The following is a 21,297-nucleotide window of genomic DNA, read 5'->3' as shown; positions in this document are numbered from 1 at the left end:
TGGTGAAGTAGACCAGTTTTCAGTACGGATTCGAGATCCAAAGTCCAATTCGGTCTATTCTTCACCTCTACTATACAAAAAAATAGTAGTGCAAACCAATGCCTTGGTCTACACTACTAATCTTAGTATGTTTTCAGTGGCCTCTTTGAAAATCCCCGCTCTTTTTTATTCCCCAGTATTAATTTCTACATTTTTAGACGGAACAAATGTTGAAATCGCATGTTTATAAATGAGGTTTTGCCTTCCATCTGTTTCAAGAAGTACCGTATAATTATCATACGATTTAATAAGTCCTTTTAATTGAAACCCATTTAATAAGAAGACTGTTACGAACGTACTATTTTTTCGTAACCCATTTAAAAATACATCTTGCATGTTCCCTTGTTTCATTTGCAAATTCCTCCTGTTGGCCAACTATATTTATACTGCTCCCTTTATACCATTCGCTTTCAACGAGGAAAATCCTTCATAATTTTCAAAATACTTATTAACAATGCTTCGGTACCTACAGTTGGGTCCAACCAAGAAATATCTAACTTATTTCGAAAATAGGTCATTTGTCTTTTCGCATAGTTCCGAGTGTTTTTCTTAATTAATTCAACAGACTCTTCTAGCGTCAGAGTTCCTTCAATATGTTGGTAGAGTTCTTTGTAGCCTATTGCTTGCACAGATTGCACTTGGCGAATCCCACTATTCCATAGACCTTCTACTTCTTCCAACAAGCCTTGGTCCATCATTTGGTCCACACGAACCCCTATACGTTCGTACAAAAGTTCACGCTCTACTTCTAGCCCAATGATTAAGTGTTTATACAGAGCATTGTTTCCAACATTTTGTTCATGATTCGATTTCGTTTCACCTGTAATTTCAATTATTTCAAGTGCACGAACAAGACGGCGATGATTGTTTGGATGAATTTTTTCAGCACCAACTGGATCTGCTTGTTGAAGTCGTTCATACAAGTACGTAGAACCCTTCTCCTCCAACTCATGCTCAAGCCTCTCACGAACTTTCGGATCCGAAAGTTCTTCTGTAAACCGAAAGTCATAAAGGACCGACTGCACATACAATCCGGTTCCCCCAACAATAATCGGGGTCTTCCCGCGGTCTTGAATGTCCTTTATCCACTTCCGTACTTCAGATTGATATTCAGCGACGGAAAAAGATTCTGTGGGTGATTTCGTATCAAATAGATGATGCGGAATGCTATCCATCTCTTCAGGCTTTATTTTTGCCGTTCCAATATCAAGCCCCTTATATACTTGCATGGCATCGCCATTAATGATTTCTCCACTGATTTTTTTCGCCAATTCAACACTAATAGCGGTTTTCCCAGATGCCGTAGGACCAACGATGGCTATGACTTCAGGGTAGTGTTCTATCTCTTTTTTATCCAATCGAGTATTGCCTCCGTAACTTCTTCACTTTTCGTATCATTCAATAATTCATGTCTTCCATTTTCATAGAGCAGCACCGTTACGTCTTCAATTCCCGCATCGGTGTACCCTTTTGCTACTTTCCAAATCGCTTTTCCGTACTCACCGACAGGATCCATCGCTCCGGAAAACAAAAGGATAGGTAACGTTGTTGGGATTTTTGCAATCTCACTTTTCTTATGAATGATTCCAAGTCCTTCAAACAAATCCGCAAAAAACTGCGTCGTCGCTATAAAGCCACAATTTTCATCGTGCATATACGATGCAACTGCAAGAGGATCATTGGATAGCCAATCAAACTTCGTTGCTGGGTTTTTGATTTTTTTATTAAAACTACCAAATACGAGCGAATCTAAAAACTCGTTTGGCTGATCAAATCCTTTTGATTTACCCATTAGATACGCCGCTGCTTTCCCACCTTGTCGAGAAATGCCCGGATCACCGCCTGTTCCAGAAAAAACGGCTAGGTCAATAATTTCACCATGTTTTTGAATCAATCGACGACCAATGAACGAACCCATACTATGACCAAAAAGAATAAACTTCGGAGAAGGATTCTCCTCTTTTAGTTGAGCCATCACTTTGAAGGCATCTTCAACAACACGGTTAAAGCCATTTTTCTCAGCAAAATACCCTTTCGTCCCATTGAGTTCCGACGTTTTACCGTGCCCACGATGGTCATGGCCAGAAACGATATAGCCATTTTTCACAAGATTTTGTGTAAATTGAACGTATCTTCCACTATGCTCCGCCATTCCATGCAATATATGGACATGACCTACAGGATTTCCCTCCGGTCGTACAATGAACCCATGAAGTAAGAAGCCATCCGACATGTTAAGTGTCAATTCTCTCACTGAGGTGTCTTCTCCTTTACCTTTGCTTCTGCAATATGGTTTTCGATTTCTTCCAAGTAGGTTCTTTCCTGCTCGTCTGTATAAGAAAGAAGTTCTCCCATAAACTTTGTCACTACCTCTTTATACTTTTCTACAAGGGCAATATCAAAATAAAGTGCTCCGGTTCTTCGAATAAAGAAATCGGATGGGGTCATCGTAAGCTCATTATGAATCGAGTAAACTACTTCTGCCATTAATGACAGTGGCAACTCATTGTTCTCCTGCCTGTGTAAAGAGTGTGCAATCGTAAATATTTTATCCACATTCGTTCCATAAAACGAAGCTAGACGCTTTCCTTCTTCTACACTAAATCGGAATAATTGCGCATCTGATCCTTTACTCTCTACAAACGACTCAAAATGCTCCATGTCTCTAAACTCGCCGCCGGACAATTTCAAATGTTCCGTAACACAAGGACCGTATGATTTCTGACCTAGCCTTTTAACTACACGATCCAACACCGTTTCTGCCATTTTGCGGTACCCAGTTAATTTACCGCCTGCAATCGTTATTAACCCCGTGCTCGCTTCCCAGATTTCATCTTTTCGGGAGATTTCTGATGGATCTTTGCCATCTTCATAAATGAGTGGTCGAACACCTGCCCATGTAGATTCAATATCCGCACGAGTTAACTTTACTTCTGGAAACATGTGATGAACTGTACCTAATAAATACTCTAGGTCTTCTTCTGTCGCAGTAGGATTCAAGCTATCCGCATCGAAAATTGTATCCGTTGTTCCTATGTAGGCTTTTTCACCTCGAGGAATCGCAAAAATCATTCGTTTATCTGGCGAGTCAAAGTAGACCGCTTGTTGAAGTGGGAAAACCGATCTGTCAATAACAATATGAACACCTTTTGTTAAACGCAGTCGTTTATTATTTGAAACTTCATCTTTACCGCGTACTTCATCTACCCAAGGGCCTGTTGCGTTGACGACCGCGCTTGCGTGAATTGTCAATTCTTCACCGTTAAGCATATCTTTTGCGCGTACACCAATTACTTTTCCGTCTTCATAAACGAATTCTTCGGCTTTAATATAATTAAGACAAAGCGCACCTTTATCGGCCGCTTTTTTCATCGTTTCAATTGTTAAACGAGCGTCATCTGTACGGTACTCAACGTAATGTCCGCCGCCTAGAAGTCCTTCTCTTTTCAATAAAGGTTCCTTTTCAAGTGTTTCCTCAGCAGAAAGCATCCCTCTACGTTCGTCTTTTTTTACGCCCGCAAGAAAGTCATACACTAATAGACCAGCAGATGTTGTGAATTTCCCGAATGTGCCTCCTTTGTGAAAAGGTAACAACATCCTCTCGGGTTCTGTAACATGAAGTGCGTTTGAGTAAACAACGTCACGCTCTCGTCCAGTCTCGGCCACAATTTTAACTTCAAGTTGTTTTAAATAACGCAGTCCTCCATGAATTAGCTTCGTTGAACGACTTGACGTACCGGCTGCAAAGTCCTGCATTTCGATAAGCGCAACCGAGAGTCCACGTGTTGCAGCATCTAGAGCGATTCCTGCACCTGTAATTCCCCCACCAATTACTAGTAAATCAAATTTATAGTCCGTTACTAATTCTTTAACTTTCGGTCTTAATACAGCTGAAATCATATGTCTCATCCTTCTCTCTAATAATTTGGCTATCTTAAATAACTCTGTTAATAGTTGGTAAAGTATTTGTATACTCCCAGTTGATTGAAGTGGAAGACGGCGACTCCGGGAGGACAGCGGGTCAGGTGAAACAACCAACGGGAGCGGAGCGAACGGGTTGGTCCACCGCCTGCCCTCCGGAACGCGTCCGTCTGAAACGGAAATCAACAGTACGATTGTGTAATATGCTTTATCAATATTATTATTTAACAGAGCTTATAGTTTGAAAATACGTGCCGCTTCAACCGCTTTTTTCCACCCAGCGTAAAGGCGTTCGCTTTCCTCTTGCTCCATTTGTGGAGAATACGATTTCTCTTTTTCCCACAAGGACTCTACCTCTTCCGTCGACTTCCAAAACCCTGTGGCAAGTCCAGCTAAATAAGCTGCTCCGAGTGCCGTCGTTTCACGGTATTTTGGTAACTCGACATTCGCTTGAAGTACATCGCTTTGAAATTGCATTAAGAAATGATTCGAAACTGCGCCTCCGTCAACTCGTAAGACGCCAATTTCCATTCCCGCATCTTTTTCCATCGTTAGTAAAACATCTTTAGATTGATAGGCAAGTGATTCGACGACTGCACGGATGAAATGCTCCTTCTCTGTTCCCCGTGTTAATCCGAAAACAGCACCCCTTGCATCCGAATCCCAATAAGGTGTTCCAAGTCCAACAAATGCAGGCACGACATAAACGCCATCTGTTGAAGCAATGCGACTCGTATAGTCCTCAGTATCCGAAGCCTTATTGATCATCCGTAAGCCATCCCGGAGCCACTGAATTGCTGAGCCTGCTACGAACACACTACCTTCAAGTGCATAGGTTACTTTACCGTCTAGTCCCCAAGCAATTGTCGTAAGCAAGCCATTGTCAGATCGCACCATTTTCTCGCCCGTATTTAAGAGAACAAAACAACCTGTTCCATACGTATTTTTCGCCATTCCTTTATGGAAACATGCCTGGCCAAAAAGTGCACTTTGCTGATCCCCTGCGGCTCCACCTATCGGAATTTCTGCCCCGAAAAATACAGATGGATCTGTTTTTGTATAAATTTCCGACGAAGGACGCACTTCTGGTAACATGGATTCCGGAATATTCAGAATCTCACACAAGTCTTTATCCCATTCTAGTTTTTCAATATTATAAAGCATCGTCCGGGAAGCATTTGAGTAATCTGTAACGTGAACAGCTCCCTCTGACAGTTTCCAAATCAGAAACGAATCAATTGTCCCAAATAGTAACTCACCGCTCTCGGCAAGCTCTCTTGCCCCCTCGACATGATCCAAAATCCACTTAACTTTTGTTGCTGAAAAGTATGGATCAAGAATGAGCCCTGTTTTTTCACGAATCATTTGCTCATGACCCGCATCTCTCAACTCGTCTACAATTTCCTGCGTTTGTCGAGATTGCCAAACAATCGCGTTATAAATCGGTTGACCTGTTTTTTTATTCCATACAACGGTTGTTTCACGTTGGTTCGTTATTCCAATACCAACGATATCTGTCGGCTGATGACCACTTTCCGTGAGGACCGAAGCGATCACGGAAAGTACAGATCCCCAGATTTCACTTGCGTTATGCTCGACCCAACCAGGTTTTGGAAAAATCTGTTGAAATTCTCGTTGGGCAGAATGAACAATTTCACCTGCTTTATTAAAAAGAATAGCCCGGCTACTCGTTGTCCCCTGATCGATTGAAAGTATAAATTTCCCCATAAAATAAACTCCCTTCACATTATGCGTTTAAACATTTTCTCTATTTCATACGTAGTAAAATGTACTAAAACCGGTCTGCCATGTGGGCAAGTAAATGGATTCTCCGCTTCGGATAAGTCGTTGAGCAAGCGTTCCATATCATTGGATGTTAAGTAATGGTTCGCTTTAATCGACTTTTTACAACTCATCATAATCGCTGCATCTTCACGAAGTTTCCCAATGTCAATTTTTCGAGTATGAAGGACTTGTTCTATGATTTCTTCAATAATCTCTGACTCTTGTCCTTGGGGAAACCAAGATGGGAATTCTTTTACAGTATACGATGTAGGCCCAAACTCTTCCAAATAAATGCCTACTTCATGAAAAAGATTCCTGCTTTCTTCAATTTTTGCTTTTTCATCCGCAGAATAGTGGAACATAAGTGGAATGAGCAATAATTGACGTTCTTCGTTGTCGGCTATTTTCAGTTTATCTCTGAAAAATTCGTATTTTATTCTTTCTTGAGCTGCGTGCTGGTCAATCATGAAAAAACCGTCCTCGTTTTGTGCAACAATATACGTCCCATGGATTTGTCCCACTGGGAATAGTGTTGGAAAACGTTTTTCTGGTTCGCTTGGCTCGTCTACTTCTACGAATGGCGCTTCAGCTGGTGCTTCATGAACCACCTCAGCGCGTTCTACATACTTTTCCGCTGGAACTCTATTCACTTCATCAACAATCGCCTGAGAAGGTTGCTGAGGGGTTACAGTTGGGCGTTCCCATATGCTTACTTGTTCCGAATGCGGACGGATTGCTTTTTCCTTTTTTATCGCTGTTGGAACAATGATGCTTTTTTGAATAGCTGAACTTACCGCTTCTTTAATGAGTATAAGCAAATTTCCTTCTTTACTCATCCGAATTTGTTGTTTTGACGGATGAACGTTGACGTCCGTAAGAATCGGGTCGCCTATAATGTTAAGTACTGCAATTGGAAAGCGGCCGATTGGCAAATATGTATGCAATGCGTCGATGATTGTTTTTTCGATGGCATAACTTTTCACCCATCTGCCGTTTACCATAATCGTCATGTAATTTCTCGATGCCCGCGTCATTTCTGGTAGGGATACATAGCCACTAACCTCGTAATCCGCACTTTCCCCTTTAAACGAAACCATTTTCTTCGCCATTGTAATGCCGTAAATATCTGAAAACACGCGAAGTTGATCGCCATTTCCTGCAGTTTGCAAATGGATTTGGCTTCCGTGCGACAATTTAAATGCGATCTTCGGATGACTCAGTGCAAGTCGATTCACTAACCCAATCGTATGGCCAAGCTCCGTTTGAATCGTTTTCATATATTTTAAGCGGGCAGGTGTATTGTAAAACAGTTGAGAAACCGTAATGTCCGTTCCTTTTCGAAGGGCTGCACTCGAATGTTTAATGAGCTTCCCGCCATCAATCTGAACTTCTGTACCAGACGTTTCTCCGTCTGATGTCCAGAGGTGAATTTTCGAAACAGAAGCGATACTTGCAAGTGCTTCACCGCGAAACCCGAGCGTTCGGATTCGAAACAAATCATGCTCATTCATGATTTTACTCGTGGCATGTCGCTCAAACGCTCGAACGGCATCTTCGGCACCCATCCCTTTCCCATTATCCGTCACTCGGATTTTCGTAAGACCCGCTTCTTCTATCGTAATCTCGATTCTCGTACTATCTGCATCAATTGAATTTTCCACGAGTTCTTTAACAATCGAAGAAGGGCGTTCTACGACTTCTCCTGCCGCTATTTTATTGGATAATAAGTCATCCATTACTTTAATGATATTCAAAACCTTCAACCTTTCCCTTGCCCTAGCTTTTCTTTCAAATTAAAGACGTTTTGTAATGCGGATAAAGGCGTCATGTTCAATACATCTAACTCTTTCAGCATTTGTAGGACATCTTTTTCTTCTTCAGAAATTGCATCGTGTTCGGATTTTTCAAGATCGAAAAATGCAAGTTGTTCAGGCTCGTTCAACGAAACAGAGTTCACTTTCTCACTTTCAAATTGGTCGAGCAATTCTTTCGCCCGTTCCAGTAATGTTGTCGGAAGCCCTGCAAGGTCTGCTACATAAATACCGTAACTCTTATCGGCAGCACCTTTCATTACTTTATGTAAGAAGACAACTTTTCCGTCCTGCTCCATCGCTGCTACGTGGACATTTTCCAAACGACTTAACTCTTCATCTAAATTCGTTAATTCATGATAATGTGTTGAAAACAACGTGTTTGCACCGATTTCATCATGAATGTACTCCATCATTGCTTGTGCAAGTGACATTCCGTCATACGTTGATGTACCTCGCCCAATTTCATCAAACAGAAGCAAACTCTTTTCAGTTGCATTGGCGATCGCATGTTGGGATTCCATCATTTCCATCATGAATGTACTCTGGCCGGAAGCTAAATCATCCGCTGCCCCAATTCGTGTGAAAATCTGATCCGTAACAGGAAGCACAGCACTTTCACAAGGTACATAGCAGCCAATTTGCGCCATGACAACAATCAGTGCGACTTGGCGCATATACGTGCTTTTTCCGGACATATTCGGTCCAGTAATTAACAACATATTCGCTTCGTCTGTTAATTTACAACTGTTTGGTACATACAACGAATGATCCATCATCTTTTCAACTACAGGGTGTCTACCATTTTTAATCTCAAGGGCAATCCCTTGGTGGAATGTAGGTTTAACGTAATTTTGGTTTTCTGAAACCGTTGCAAATGATAACAATACATCGAGCTCACTCAGAACCGATGCGAGGTGTTGAATTTGTCGGATATGCGTTTTCATAGAATCGCGGATCGTACTGAATAATGTGTACTCGAGTTCAAGTCCTTGTGATTCAGCATTTAAAATAAGCTCTTCTTTTTCTTTCAATTCAGGCGTTATATAGCGCTCTGCATTCGCTAAGGTTTGTTTTCGTTCATAGCGCTCCAAATCCGCTAAATGGATATTCGATTTCGTGATTTCAATATAGTAACCGAAAACACGGTTGTATCCAATTTTGAGTGTTCGAATGCCGGTTCGAGTACGCTCGTCTTGTTCCAATTGCAGGAGCCAATCCTTGCCGTTTTTCGACGCGTCGCGGTACGCATCTAATTTCGCATCGTAGTCGTCTTTAATGACGCCGCCTTCCTTAACACTTATTGGCGGATTCTCAGCGATTGCGTTTTCTAATAACAGCCTTGGTTCTTCACACACATCGATTCGCTTGGCAAATGCCTCTAGCAAAGGGCGTCTTGAATTGGCAAGCGCTGTTTTGATATTTGGTACGCACCGCAGCGAATTTCGTAGTTGCGCCAAGTCTCTTCCACCCGCACTTCCCATCGAAATCCGACCTGCCAAACGTTCCAAGTCATACACTTCTTTCAAAGCGTTTTTCAATTCATCTTTCAGGAAAAATTCTTCAATTAGTTCAGATACCATATCATGCCGTTTTTCAATGGCTTTAATTTCTGCAAGGGGCTGATGGATCCACATCTTCAACTTCCTTGCCCCCATCGCAGTTACGGTTTCGTCGAGCATCCAGTAAAGCGAGCCTTCTTTCGTACTGTCTCGGATCGATTGAACCAATTCTAGATTTCTCATCGAATTTGCATCGATTGATAACTTCTCCTGCTTTTCAATAAATTCAAATGGACGAATATGATCAAGAGCCGTTTTCTGAGTTCTTTTCACATAAGAAACAAGTTTAGTGCAAGCTTCCATTACATCATTTGGAACGTTTTCCGTCGGCTCTAATTCTTCCTTACCGTACTCAATCGAAAGGACAATGCTCCGCTTCGCTAAGCTTTCACTTAGTGCTATATGGAGGCTTTCACCAACAACAACTTCCTTTATCCCCAGCGATTCAATCTCAGAAATTAGCGTACGCTCGTCCCCTTCAACGTACTGCACCTTCCCTTCTCCTGTCGATAAATCTAAATACGCAAGCGCATAATTTACATCTGTAATCCGATGGGCTGCGCCGATAAAGTGATTGGTGTTTGTATCGATACTTTTTCCTTCCGTAAGAGTACCCGGTGTAACAATACGAACAACATCTCTTTTTACGATACCAACAGCAGTTCGTGGATCTTCAATTTGTTCACAAATAGCTACTTTATGACCTTTTTGTACGAGTGTTTCAATATAACCAGCTGCCGCATGATAAGGAACCCCGCACATCGGAATTGGATTATTACTTGCAGAGTCACGAGCCGTCAAAGTAATTTCAAGAATCTGAGAGGCTTCAATCGCGTCTGTGAAAAAAAGCTCATAGAAATCCCCTAGCCTAAAAAATAAGAAGGCATCTTCATGTTTCGATTTTACGTTTATGTATTGTTGCATCATTGGTGTATACGTTGTCATTTCTAAACCTCACTACAGTTTATATTTTCTTTATTATACCAAATTACACTGCCAAAAGTGTGAAATCTCCTAGTTACTTTTTTTGGAATGTATTTGCACGTTCCTATAAATTAAAAAAAGCCGGTTAAATTTCCCGGCTTAAAACGGTCTAGAATCTTTTGCTTTCCTCGAACTTTGGCTACTTTCTTCTTGAGCTTTTTTTTGTTCATTACTCGGCTCATGATTGTGCCGTGCACTCTGTTGATTGGATGAAGATTCATCACGATATGGCCATTCCTCTTCAAAATTATGAGGATGAATCGAAATAGCAACTTTTGTTTCTCCAACGACTTCCGCAAGTAATTCTCTTTCAACACTAATGACAAACTTTTCGCCACACTCTGAAATAATAGCCTCTGTACAATTCGGATGTTGAATCACACTGACGATAACTTCTTCATGTCCCGATGTTGGTTCATCTCTGTAGTGCAAGCGAATTTTCTCCCTGTACGACACGGTTTCTGTGAAAACGGAAGTTTTTGAGTGTTCGTGGTGCGAATACCAAACGTTAATATCGAACTTCCCTGTAACTTCGATATGTTTTCCACTTTTCTTCGCTTGATGGGTATGGTTGATTACCCAGCATCCGAGAATACTAGTTGGACCGTTTGGCGGTCTTAACGTTTCTTTTGACTCAGTTCGCTTTTTTCCTTTGGCGATAACTGCCTTCGTAACAATCTGACGCAAATTTTTCAGCTTAACTCCTCCTTCATACGGTTCAATTCATCTTATGCAAAAGGAGCCCAGAGAGTGAAAAAATCGGCGAGAATAATTTTCCGCCGATTCGTTCTATTTCTTATAGTTTTTCATATGTGGTGTTTTTTACATAAGAACCTGTTTCGCCACGTAAGACATCTCCATCAGTCGATTTAATGATTTCGTCTGTCACTTTGTTAGCGATTGTCGTTGACACCATTTGAAGAAGGTCGTTCACTTCCATTTGAGATTGTTTAAACTCTTGAACAATTGGAACCTCGTCGATTTGAGCTTGAATTGCATCAATTTTACCTTCAATAATCGAAAGGGCCTTTTCCTTACCATATTGTTGGAAATTAACAGCTTGCTTTTGTAAGGATTTCAAGCTTGCAATATTTTCACGCACTTTTTTATTATTGTTAATTTGTTCTTCTGCACGTTTGAAAAACTCAACTTGCTCTGTATTTGCTATCATATGTGCAATTTCATTTGCAGTTGCGATGATTTCATCTTTTGTATACTTCTTTTCCATTATACAGTCACCTCTTTATTTTCTACGACTCCGATAAATTCGCCGTCAAGCGACCACGTTTTAGCCGCGGTAATTCTTACGTTCACAAGACGCCCAATAACAGATTCTGGTGCCTTGAAGTTTACTAGCTTACTTGTACGCGTATAACCTGCAAGCACTTCGGTATTTCTCTTACTTGCACCTTCGACAAGGACCTCAACGATTTGACCATCATACTTTTGCATCGCTGCGGCAGAATACTCATTCACAAGCTTGTTTAATATTTGAAGGCGTTCTTTCTTCACTTCCATCGGAATGTTGTCTTTCATCTTCGCGGCTGGTGTACCATCACGCGGTGAATAGATGTACGTAAAGGCTGTTTCAAATCCAACTTCTTTATATAAAGAAAGCGTTTCTTCAAATTGTTCATCCGTTTCATTTGGGAATCCGACAATAATATCTGTTGTTAACGCAACACCCGGAATCGCCTCTTTTATCTTACCTACGAGTGTTAAGAACTCTTCTCGTGTGTAAATGCGTCCCATAATTTTCAGCATTGATGTTGAACCCGACTGAACTGGAAGGTGAATGTGCTCAACAAGATTGCCACCTTTAGCAAGCACTTCGATAAGATAATCATCGAAATCACGCGGATGACTCGTTGTGAAACGCACACGCGCAATATCAATCTTGCGTAAATCGCTCATTAATTCACCTAAACCGTACTCGAGATCCTCAAAATCTTTTCCGTAGGCATTTACGTTCTGTCCAAGCAACGTAATTTCTCTATATCCTTGTGCAGCGAGCTGACGAATTTCTTGAATGATATCCGCAGGTCTTCTGCTCCGTTCCTTACCACGCGTGTACGGAACTATGCAGTATGTACAAAACTTGTCACAGCCGTACATAATATTTACCCAAGCTTTAATATTTCCGTGGCGGACTTTCGGAAGGTTTTCAATAATATCGCCCTCTTTTGACCACACTTCGATAACCATTTCTTTCGACATATACGCTTCATGCAATATGTTCGGGAGCCTGTGAATGTTGTGCGTACCAAAAATCATATCCACTTGGTCATACGTTTTCAAAATCTTATTTACTACAGATTCTTCCTGGGACATACACCCACAAACTCCAATAAGAATATCTGGATTTCTTTGTTTTAGAGGTTTGAGATGTCCAAGTTCTCCAAACACCTTGTTTTCCGCATTTTCGCGAATTGCACATGTGTTCAATAAAATGATGTTGGCATCTTCAACTGTGTCTGTCGGTTCATAACCAAGGCCCATAAAAATTCCAGCCATTACTTCTGTATCGTGTTCGTTCATCTGACAACCATACGTCCGAATGAAAAACTTTCGCCCTTTACCCATACCAACAAATCGTTCTTCAATTTCAAAGTCATCGTGATAGGCAACTTCTTCTTGACCACGTTTTTGCGCTTTCCTTAAGGATGGCGGCGTATAAACAGTCTCAAAATAATGACTGTAATCTTTTTCTTCTTTTGCTGCCGACTTTTTAAGATCCGGCTTTATTAAGCCTGCATTTAGGCGTTGTTCTTCATTCATATAAAAGCTCCCCTTTCCTACACTCTTTCGGGAATAGTAACATACCTACATTTATTATACTGAACTCAAGCTCGACTGTACAAGAAGTGCGTCTTTTGTCGGTGATTTGTCACACTTATCTAGAAAAGCGGAAGCGCCTGGGAGCTCGCGAAGAGAATAGGATAATTCACAGAAGTTGCTCTTTGACTTTCGGGAATTTTATCTTTTCCATAGCGAGCTAGGCGCTGGAGACTAGCAAGTATGAATAATTTTTTAGCGACAGAAAACCACGGGAATCTAAAATCTCCCGTGGTTCAATCTTTATTCGTACTCCCCAAAATTTAGCGAGTCGTCTTTTGAACTAACAGTTTCAATGCGGTCCTTCCTTCACCGTTAATCTCAATATCGGTAAATGCGGGTGCACATGTCAAATCTGATCCACTTGGAGCTACAAATCCACGTGCGATGGCTATTGCTTTTACCGCTTGGTTCAGCGCACCTGCTCCTACTGCTTGCATTTCAGCGTACCCTTGCTCCCGAATGACTGCGACAAGTGCGCCAGCAACTGAATTTGGATTAGAGCGTGATGATACTTTCAATGGATTCACCATTTTTCCTCCTTATTTTCGGATGTCTGTGGAACAGATATGTCCCTAGACCATCCTATGAGAAGTCGGAATCGTTTAGACGCAACTTAATTTTCAAATGGTCGATCATCATTTATGGAAACACGTTCTACAGAGAGTGCTTTTCCAGTTCCATCTTCCAATTCAGTAAACAATCCGTTCAATTGTGTGCGTCCTTGTTTGGGTACTTCAAATCGAACTGGCAAATTTGTTTTAAAGCGATACAAGACGTCTTCTTTTTTCATTCCAAGAATCTCATCGTATGGCCCCGTCATACCCGCATCTGTTAAATAGGCTGTTCCACCCGGCAATATTCGATCATCCGCCGTTTGGACATGAGTGTGCGTTCCTACGACCACTGATGCCCTCCCGTCTAGATGCCAACCCATCGCAATCTTCTCACTCGTTGCTTCGGCGTGAAAATCAACGAAAATAAGTGGAGATACTTCCTTCGCTTCTGCGATTAATTCATCTACTTTTTTAAATGGATCATCATGTGGCGGTAAGAAAGTTCTCCCGTGCAAATTAATGACAGAGAGTGTAACTCCATTTTTTGAAATGGTAGTCATACCTTTACCCGGAGCTTCATCTGAAAAGTTAGCTGGACGAATGAGGTAATCCGTTTCATCGATGAAGTCGTATATTTCTTTTTGATCCCACGTATGATTGCCCATTGTAACTACATCGACACCTGCTCGAAGCAAATCATCAAAAATTGCTTTTGTAATTCCTCTTCCAGATGCTGCATTTTCTCCGTTTGCAATAACAACATCAGGATTATACTTTCTCTTTAAACGAGGTAAATAACGATACACCATATCCCGACCGGGTGACCCTACAATATCGCCAATAAATAATATTTTCATTAGTATTCTCCCTTAGAATAGAAAAAAGGCTCCCAGAGCGAAGTGCACGGAAGCCCCTTTTTTTATTTTGCGTATTCAACCGCTCGAGTTTCTCGAATGACTGTTACTTTTATGTGACCTGGATAATCAAGCTCTTCTTCGATTCGTTTGCGAATGTCTCGCGCGAGTCGATGCGCTGTAATATCGTCGATCTGATCTGGTCGTACAATAATTCGAACTTCACGTCCGGCTTGGATGGCAAACGATTTTTCAACGCCATCATAAGACTCTGAAATTTCTTCCAGTTTTTGCAACCTACGAATGTAGTTTTCAAGTGTTTCGCTTCGTGCACCTGGTCGAGCCGCAGATAGTGCATCTGCTGCTGCCACAAGAACAGCGATAACTGAAGTTGCTTCTGTGTCTCCGTGGTGAGATGCGATACTATTTATGACAACTGGGTGTTCTTTGTACTTCGTTGCCAATTCAACACCAATTTCAACGTGGCTTCCTTCAACTTCGTGGTCAATTGCTTTCCCAATGTCATGAAGTAAACCTGCTCGTCTTGCTAGTGTAACGTCTTCTCCTAGCTCAGCCGCTAAAAGACCCGTTAGGTATGCAACTTCTGTTGAGTGTTTCAGTACGTTTTGTCCGTAACTTGTACGGAAACGCAATCTACCAATAATTTTAATTAAATCTGGGTGTAGATTATGAATGCCAATATCAAATGTTGTTTGCTCACCCGTTTCACGGATTAGCTCGTCCACTTCTCTTCTTGACTTGTCTACCATTTCTTCAATTCGAGCTGGGTGGATTCGTCCATCCTGTACAAGCTTCTCAAGTGCCAATCGCGCTGTTTCACGACGTACTGGATCAAAGCCTGAAAGAATTACCGCTTCTGGCGTGTCATCAATAATTAAATCAATACCTGTCAGGGTTTCAAGTGTCCGGATGTTACGACCTTCCCGACCGATAATTCGACCCTTCATCTCGTCATTCGGTAAATTAACAACGGATACGGTAGTCTCGGCAACATGGTCTGCAGCGAAACGTTGAAGTGCGATGGATAGTATTTCACGCGCTTTTTTGTCTGACTCTTCTTTCGCTTGCAATTCGGATTCCTTCGTCATTACAGCAATGTCTGTAGCTAGTTCTTTTTCCACTTCGCTTAAGATGAGTTGTTTTCCCTCTTCTCGCGTTAGTGAAGATATTCTTTCAAGTTCTGTCTGTTGGACAGCAACAAGTTCTTCCGCTTTGCGTTCCATCTGTTCAATTTGCTGTTGTCTTTCGGTAAGCGCTTCTTCTTTACGCTCAAGACCCGCTTCTCTTTTGTTAAGCGAATTTTCTTTGCGATCCAGATTTTCTTCCCGTTGCAAATGACGATTTTCCTGCTTTTGCAGTTCAGCTCGTCGCTCCCGGATTTCTGATTCCGCTTCAATTCTCAGTGTGTGAGTTTCATCTTTCGCTTCTAGCAGTGCCTCTCTTTTCATGGCTTCTGCTTCCCGCTTCGCCTCTTCGACGATCGTTTCAGCCGAGTGTTTGGCACCCGTCACTTTTGAATCATTCACTTTTTTATTAACAACATAGATAACAAGAGCACCGACGATGAAGCCGAGCAAAGCGGAGATGATAATTTCAAACATCCAAGTCACCTCCTCCTGCTATTCTTTTCATTTTCAGTCGGCTTGTACATTAACGTTCAACATACTGCCTAATTCGATTCATATCAATTCATAATGAATGTACAAATATACAACTTAATTGTATCTATGTAAAAATGCTATGTCAAGGTTTCACAAGTACTGTCTTTCTATAAGGGTATTTGAATTCGCACTATAGCTCCTCACATTTCATGGTATTTTTAATTCATGTACGTTCGTTTTAATGAAAAAACCGATTCTACCTCAATTAAGGTAGAATCGGGTGTATACTTTTTATTTTTCTTCTTCAAGAATTAGCTTTAGTTCTTCTTCATCATCTACATCATGTCCATCCACAACAACCGCTTCACCAGTTAAGCCGTAAGATGCACGAATTTTCTGATCGATTTCCATTCGAATTTTCGGATTGTCAGCAAGGAATTGTTTGGAATTTTCACGTCCTTGTCCAAGACGTTCGCCTTCATAGGAATACCATGATCCACTACGTTGGATAACTTCTGCTTCTGTACCTAAATCTAGAATTTCTCCTTCTTGAGAAATTCCAAATCCGTACATGATGTCAACCTCAGCTAATTTGAATGGTGGTGCAACTTTATTTTTGACAACACGAATTCTCGTTTTGTTTCCAACAATGTCATTACCATCTTTAATTGCTTCTCCGCGGCGTACATCAATGCGAACAGATGCATAGAATTTTAACGCCCGTCCACCAGGAGTCACTTCTGGGTTACCAAACATAACGCCAACTTTTTCACGGATTTGGTTAATGAAAACCGCATTCGTATGTGATTTATTAATCGCGCCCGATAATTTACGAAGCGCTTGGGACATAAGTCGAGCTTGAAGACCAACGTGGGATGCACCCATCTCGCCTTCAATTTCTGCCTTTGGTACAAGTGCAGCAACGGAGTCAATAACTACAATATCGACTGCTCCACTTCGAACGAGCGCTTCACAGATTTCAAGTGCTTGTTCACCTGTATCCGGTTGTGAAAGAAGAAGCTCGTCTATATTTACGCCAAGTCTTTTTGCATACTCAGGGTCAAGCGCATGCTCTGCATCTATAAATGCGGCTGTTCCGCCGGCTGCCTGTGCAGCTGCGATTGCGTGAAGTGAAACTGTTGTTTTACCCGAACTTTCAGGACCATAGATTTCAACAACACGACCACGTGGATAGCCGCCTACTCCTAGTGCTATATCAAGTGCTAACGAGCCGCTCGATACTGTCGACACAGCTACACCTGTTTTTTCTCCCAATTTCATAATAGAACCTTTACCAAATTGCTTCTCAATTTGCTTTAATGCCATGTCAAGTGCCGCTTTACGGTCCTTCAAATGCATTTCCTCCCTCAAAATAACGTTCTGTTTTTCTTACTGTCTAGTCTCCAGCGTCCAGCCTACTGTGGAAAAGACGGATTCCCCAAAAGTCAAAGAGCGACTTCTGTGGATTCCCCTATTTCCTTCGCAGACTAAACGGGCGCTTGCGCTTTTCTTACTGTCTCTACTATACTCCTTTATTGAGAAGTATTCAACTAAAAAACGAACGTTTATTCGACTCTTTTTTTGAATTCTCCTTTTCAAGTGAGAATAAGAGGCAATTATAGATTTTAATTGAGAATAGAGCACTATAATTTAATTTTGAGCATCGAACGTATTTAAATGCTTAATCAAATAATAAAGTGCAAACTTCGCCGAGCGAACTCGATTCGTATTTCGTAAGCCAGAAAGTGTGAGTTTATAAGCTACTGGTTCCTCGTTTGGCATTGCCACACCTATCCACACTGTTCCAACAGGTTTCCCGTCATGAGGATCTGGTCCTGCTGCCCCTGTAATACCTATTCCGATGCTCGAATCCATTTTTTGCATTACACCTGTCGCGAGCGCGATTGCGCACTCCGAACTTACAACCCCATAATCGGCAAGTAATTCCGGCTTTACTCCAAGTTGTTTTTCTTTCATTTCATTATTATAAACAACGACGCCACCTACTAATGCTTCACTAATCCCTGGTTCATCTGCAAGTTCTCCCATAAAGAGACCTGCTGTTAGACTTTCAGCAGCAGCGATCGTTAAATGATGCTTCTTAAGTAACTCCGCAGCTTTGGATGACAGTGTATCCCCATCAGTTCCGTAAATGAAGCCGCCCACAATTGAACGAAGTTCTTTTTCAACTGGATCGATAAGTTCATTTGCCTCCGACTCTGAGTTTGCTTTCGCCGTTATTCGAAGTGTCACAGCCTCAGCGGTTGCAAGTGGAGCAATTGTAGGATTTGTTTGTTTCTCCAGTAAATCCTGAATTCGGAATTCAAGTTCTGCTTCACCGATTCCATAAAACTTTAACACCCTCGAAGTAATTACTTCTTGTTTTCCAATGACACCAAGTAAATACGGTACAACCTCATCGGTAAACATCGGTTCCATTTCATGAGGTGGTCCTGGCAATAAGATGTATTGAACGTCCTGTTGTTCAACAGCCATTCCCGGTGCCATTCCTGTTCGGTTCGCTAAAACTGTAGAACCTTCGAAAACGAGCGCTTGCTTCTTATTGTTCTCGGACATGGTACGACCTGTTCGTTTAAAGTACTGTTCAATATAGTCAAGAGCAACGCCATCACTCACGAGCGTAGCTCCAATTTGCTTAGCAATTGTTTCTTTTGTTAGATCGTCTTTCGTCGGTCCAAGTCCACCTGTAAAAATAAGTACATCTGCACGTTTTTTAGCTATCGAAATTACTTCATCCAAACGCGAAGGATTGTCCCCTACTACTGTATGGTAGTAAACATCAATTCCTACTTCGGCTAGCCTTGAAGAAATAAATTTTGCATTCGTATTCATAATTTGTCCAAGTAAAAGCTCTGACCCTACCGCAATAATTTCTGCTTTCATTCAAAGACATCCCCTTACATAGATTCAACAAGTATTTTTCTGTTTTTATAAAAGTAATCCACACCAGACCAAACTGTAAAGATAAGTGCGATATAAAGCATTATTAAACCAAATGGGATCCCCATAGACTCAAAAACAATGTTGTTTAGGAGCAATGATGAAATCGCAATAATTTGTGCAACCGTTTTAAGTTTTCCTAACTGATTTGCCGCTACGACTTCGCCACCTCCTGCAAGAATCAATCGAAGTCCTGTAACTGCAAATTCACGGCTTATAATCACAATAACGATCCACGATGGTGCTGATTCTATTTCAACTAAAATAATTAATGCAGCTGAAACAAGTAACTTGTCCGCAAGTGGATCAAGAAACTTGCCCATATTCGTCACTAAATTGTATTTTCGGGCAATATAGCCATCAAGCCAATCTGTTGCTGAAGCAAATATGAAAATAAGTCCTCCAATAAGATGGCCTATTCCTAATTCTGTCCCTAAAAAAGTAGTTGTCCCCCAACCAAAATCAACAAGCATGAATAACATGAAGACGGGAATTAGTAGTACACGAAATACGGTTATTTTATTCGGTAAGTTCAATGTTAACACCTTTCCTTTCAAAGAAAATAGTCATCTAGTGAGATGACTATTATTCTTTCATATATTTGATGACGATTGTTTGTGTAGTAAGCTCTGACACATATTCTAGTAATTCACCATTGACGTAAATTGCAACTTCAGGTGAATACCCTACTCGTACTCGTACTTCATCTGTATCAGAAACATCAAGTTCTACTGTTTCTCCAGCCTTCATTCCACGTGCATTTGGAGTCATTCGTTCTTTTTGAGCTCCGTCCAAAACACCAATCCAAGAATCCCCTGTGGTACGAATTTCAAGGGTAAAGCGATCTGCACCTTCCAATGTATACGTCGATGTTTGACCATTCACTTCTAAATGAGAAAGCTGTTGTTCAAGTTTTTCAGGAACTTCTTCTGTTACCGGTTCCTCATCAACTGGTTCCTTCTCATCCGTAGATACTTCTGGAGTTTCCCCATCAGGTTGGGTACCGTCTTGAACAGTGATTGGTTGTTGTTCTCCGACATCGTTAATCGGGGCCTGCGTAGATGCATTATGTTTAATTAAGAAGTAAACAACAAAGATAATAACAATTATGAACAGTGCCACAGTAATTTTCGGCATTAGTTGAGCAAATTGACTATTTCTTCTCGGCATCGTTCTTCTATTTACCATTGGCTGAACGAGTTGACTCTCTTTTTCTTCCAGTTCAGACTTCGGTGTACTTTCCCTATATAATGAAAGCATTTCTTCGGCATCAAGCTCTACGGCCTCAGAATATTGTTTAATAAACGCACGTACATAAAAGGAACCGGGCATCATGCTATAATCTTCGTTCTCAATACCTGAAAGATACCTTTTTTGTATTTTCGTTATTGACTGTAAATCTTCCAACGTGTAACCTTTAGCTACTCTCGCCTCTTTAAGGCGGTCACCCAGTCCGGACACCTAAAACACCTGCCTATCAAAAGTTAAATATATCGAATCCGCCCATAGATCCACCGCGATCGGACATCATGTGATTCTTCTCCAAAACCTCGTATGTAATTTCTTGATCCGGGGTTGTTCGCAATTCAATTATATAATCAAAATCTTTAATGTCGTATTCAGAATGCTGTACAAAAATATCAGGATGCTCGACTACTTTAATCGATGGAAGTCGCATCATTTCACGTACTAATTGCAAATGGCGTTCATCTTCAGCTCTACGTGAAACAATTCCGTCTAGAATAAAAATATTATTCTCCGAAAACTCATCTCCTGCGAGCGTATTCCGAACCGTTTGTTTAATCATAGTAGACGAAAGAAAAATCCACTTTTTATTTGCACAAACGCTTGCCGCTACAACAGACTCTGTTTTTCCGACACGGGGCATTCCTCTAATTCCAATTAGCTTATGGCCATCTTGTTTAAACAACTCTGCCATAAAATCAACAAGTATACCGAGTTCACTACGTAGAAATCGAAATGTATTCTTTTCGTCTGAATCACGTTGGATATAGCGTCCATGTCTGACAGCTAATATATCCATCAGTTTAGGCGTTCGAATTTTCTTAATTTCAATCGTTTCCATTGTCGATGCAATCAATTCAAAACGAGCTATTTGGTCATCGTCTTCGGCGGTTAACAACATACCTCGATGTCCATTTGCAACTCCGTTAATTGTAACAATATTCACGCGCAACATACCCAATAGCGATGCAATATCTCCGAGAAGACCGGGACGGTTTACTTGGACTTCATACTCACAGTACCATTCACCCATTCGACACATACCCCTTCCAGTAAAGATAACTTACTATTTATAATAACGGATATAAGGCATTAAGAAAAGGAATAGAGGTAAATGATTC

General features: G+C 41.2%; 18 protein-coding genes. All 18 read right to left on the bottom strand.

Translation table 11 applies throughout. The annotated features are described in order from the left end of the window. Window positions 1-165: 165 nt before the first annotated feature. The 18 genes from hfq to ACXYMX_RS02550 all read right to left on the bottom strand — a co-directional run bounded on the left by hfq (window position 166) and on the right by ACXYMX_RS02550 (window position 21,209). Window positions 166-390: an RNA chaperone Hfq gene (gene hfq / locus ACXYMX_RS02635; RefSeq protein WP_459042659.1), complete on the bottom strand. Its 225-nt coding sequence runs from the start codon at window positions 388-390 to the stop codon at window positions 166-168. 59 nt (window positions 391-449) lie between these two features. Continuing rightward, window positions 450-1,397: a tRNA (adenosine(37)-N6)-dimethylallyltransferase MiaA gene (gene miaA / locus ACXYMX_RS02630; RefSeq protein WP_459042658.1), complete on the bottom strand. Its 948-nt coding sequence runs from the start codon at window positions 1,395-1,397 to the stop codon at window positions 450-452. After that, window positions 1,379-2,293, bottom strand: a complete 915-nt coding sequence (locus ACXYMX_RS02625) for an alpha/beta fold hydrolase (RefSeq protein ID WP_459042657.1) — start codon at window positions 2,291-2,293, stop codon at window positions 1,379-1,381. The genes miaA and ACXYMX_RS02625 overlap by 19 nt, the downstream gene beginning before the upstream one ends. Next, window positions 2,290-3,939 carry a glycerol-3-phosphate dehydrogenase/oxidase gene (locus tag ACXYMX_RS02620; RefSeq protein WP_459042656.1) on the bottom strand — a complete coding sequence of 550 codons (1,650 nt, stop codon included), beginning with the start codon at window positions 3,937-3,939 and terminating at the stop codon, window positions 2,290-2,292. The genes ACXYMX_RS02625 and ACXYMX_RS02620 overlap by 4 nt, the downstream gene beginning before the upstream one ends. 255 nt (window positions 3,940-4,194) lie before the next feature. After that, entirely contained in the window at window positions 4,195-5,688 is a 1,494-nt protein-coding gene (glpK, locus tag ACXYMX_RS02615; RefSeq protein WP_459042655.1) for a glycerol kinase GlpK, read from the bottom strand. A 14-nt stretch (window positions 5,689-5,702) separates the two neighbouring features. Next, window positions 5,703-7,499 (bottom strand): DNA mismatch repair endonuclease MutL, encoded by a 1,797-nt coding sequence (gene mutL / locus ACXYMX_RS02610; protein WP_459042654.1) that lies wholly within the window; start codon window positions 7,497-7,499, stop codon window positions 5,703-5,705. A 5-nt stretch (window positions 7,500-7,504) separates the two neighbouring features. Further along, window positions 7,505-10,063 carry a DNA mismatch repair protein MutS gene (gene mutS, locus ACXYMX_RS02605; protein ID WP_459042653.1) on the bottom strand — a complete coding sequence of 853 codons (2,559 nt, stop codon included), beginning with the start codon at window positions 10,061-10,063 and terminating at the stop codon, window positions 7,505-7,507. Window positions 10,064-10,201: 138 nt separating this feature from the next. Further along, entirely contained in the window at window positions 10,202-10,798 is a 597-nt protein-coding gene (gene cotE, locus ACXYMX_RS02600; RefSeq protein WP_459042679.1) for an outer spore coat protein CotE, read from the bottom strand. A gap of 100 nt (window positions 10,799-10,898) precedes the next feature. Further along, on the bottom strand, window positions 10,899-11,330 hold the full coding sequence (locus ACXYMX_RS02595) for a RicAFT regulatory complex protein RicA family protein (RefSeq protein WP_459042652.1): 432 nt from the start codon (window positions 11,328-11,330) through the stop codon (window positions 10,899-10,901). Further along, window positions 11,330-12,880 carry a tRNA (N6-isopentenyl adenosine(37)-C2)-methylthiotransferase MiaB gene (gene miaB, locus ACXYMX_RS02590; RefSeq protein ID WP_459042651.1) on the bottom strand — a complete coding sequence of 517 codons (1,551 nt, stop codon included), beginning with the start codon at window positions 12,878-12,880 and terminating at the stop codon, window positions 11,330-11,332. The genes ACXYMX_RS02595 and miaB overlap by 1 nt, the downstream gene beginning before the upstream one ends. A 320-nt stretch (window positions 12,881-13,200) precedes the next feature. Further along, on the bottom strand, window positions 13,201-13,470 hold the full coding sequence (locus tag ACXYMX_RS02585) for a stage V sporulation protein S (RefSeq protein WP_459042650.1): 270 nt from the start codon (window positions 13,468-13,470) through the stop codon (window positions 13,201-13,203). Window positions 13,471-13,553: 83 nt separating this feature from the next. Continuing rightward, window positions 13,554-14,351 (bottom strand): TIGR00282 family metallophosphoesterase, encoded by a 798-nt coding sequence (locus ACXYMX_RS02580; RefSeq protein WP_459042649.1) that lies wholly within the window; start codon window positions 14,349-14,351, stop codon window positions 13,554-13,556. 62 nt (window positions 14,352-14,413) lie between these two features. Then, window positions 14,414-15,970, bottom strand: a complete 1,557-nt coding sequence (gene rny / locus ACXYMX_RS02575; protein ID WP_459042648.1) for a ribonuclease Y — start codon at window positions 15,968-15,970, stop codon at window positions 14,414-14,416. Window positions 15,971-16,261: 291 nt separating this feature from the next. Then, window positions 16,262-17,323, bottom strand: a complete 1,062-nt coding sequence (recA, locus tag ACXYMX_RS02570) for a recombinase RecA (protein ID WP_459042647.1) — start codon at window positions 17,321-17,323, stop codon at window positions 16,262-16,264. Window positions 17,324-17,620: 297 nt separating this feature from the next. Continuing rightward, a complete protein-coding gene (locus ACXYMX_RS02565) occupies window positions 17,621-18,874 on the bottom strand; it encodes a competence/damage-inducible protein A (protein ID WP_459042646.1) in 1,254 nt (417 codons plus the stop codon). Between the two features lie 14 nt (window positions 18,875-18,888). After that, window positions 18,889-19,467: a CDP-diacylglycerol--glycerol-3-phosphate 3-phosphatidyltransferase gene (pgsA, locus tag ACXYMX_RS02560; protein ID WP_459042645.1), complete on the bottom strand. Its 579-nt coding sequence runs from the start codon at window positions 19,465-19,467 to the stop codon at window positions 18,889-18,891. Between the two features lie 49 nt (window positions 19,468-19,516). Then, a complete protein-coding gene (locus tag ACXYMX_RS02555; protein WP_459042644.1) occupies window positions 19,517-20,392 on the bottom strand; it encodes a RodZ domain-containing protein in 876 nt (291 codons plus the stop codon). Between the two features lie 16 nt (window positions 20,393-20,408). After that, window positions 20,409-21,209, bottom strand: coding sequence for a DUF3388 domain-containing protein (locus ACXYMX_RS02550; RefSeq protein ID WP_459042643.1), 801 nt, complete (start codon window positions 21,207-21,209; stop codon window positions 20,409-20,411). Between the last annotated feature and the right edge of the window lie 88 nt (window positions 21,210-21,297).

The sequence above is a fragment of the Sporosarcina sp. CAU 1771 genome (genome assembly GCF_054482775.1).
The sequence above is the reverse complement of the archived record's forward strand: the minus strand, read 5'-3'. Positions and strand labels throughout refer to the sequence as shown.

What these genes read in the sequence shown, in the direction of transcription:
- hfq (WP_459042659.1), bottom strand. Translation starts at nt 390, where the DNA reads ATGAAACAAGGGAACATGCAAGATGTATTTTTAAATGGGTTACGAAAA.
- ACXYMX_RS02550 (WP_459042643.1), bottom strand. Translation starts at nt 21,209, where the DNA reads ATGGGTGAATGGTACTGTGAGTATGAAGTCCAAGTAAACCGTCCCGGT.
- rny (WP_459042648.1), bottom strand. Translation starts at nt 15,970, where the DNA reads ATGTTTGAAATTATCATCTCCGCTTTGCTCGGCTTCATCGTCGGTGCT.
- mutS (WP_459042653.1), bottom strand. Translation starts at nt 10,063, where the DNA reads ATGACAACGTATACACCAATGATGCAACAATACATAAACGTAAAATCG.
- ACXYMX_RS02580 (WP_459042649.1), bottom strand. Translation starts at nt 14,351, where the DNA reads ATGAAAATATTATTTATTGGCGATATTGTAGGGTCACCCGGTCGGGAT.
- glpK (WP_459042655.1), bottom strand. Translation starts at nt 5,688, where the DNA reads ATGGGGAAATTTATACTTTCAATCGATCAGGGGACAACGAGTAGCCGG.
- miaB (WP_459042651.1), bottom strand. Translation starts at nt 12,880, where the DNA reads ATGAATGAAGAACAACGCCTAAATGCAGGCTTAATAAAGCCGGATCTT.
- ACXYMX_RS02565 (WP_459042646.1), bottom strand. Translation starts at nt 18,874, where the DNA reads ATGAAAGCAGAAATTATTGCGGTAGGGTCAGAGCTTTTACTTGGACAA.
- ACXYMX_RS02595 (WP_459042652.1), bottom strand. Translation starts at nt 11,330, where the DNA reads ATGGAAAAGAAGTATACAAAAGATGAAATCATCGCAACTGCAAATGAA.
- ACXYMX_RS02585 (WP_459042650.1), bottom strand. Translation starts at nt 13,470, where the DNA reads ATGGTGAATCCATTGAAAGTATCATCACGCTCTAATCCAAATTCAGTT.
- ACXYMX_RS02620 (WP_459042656.1), bottom strand. Translation starts at nt 3,939, where the DNA reads ATGATTTCAGCTGTATTAAGACCGAAAGTTAAAGAATTAGTAACGGAC.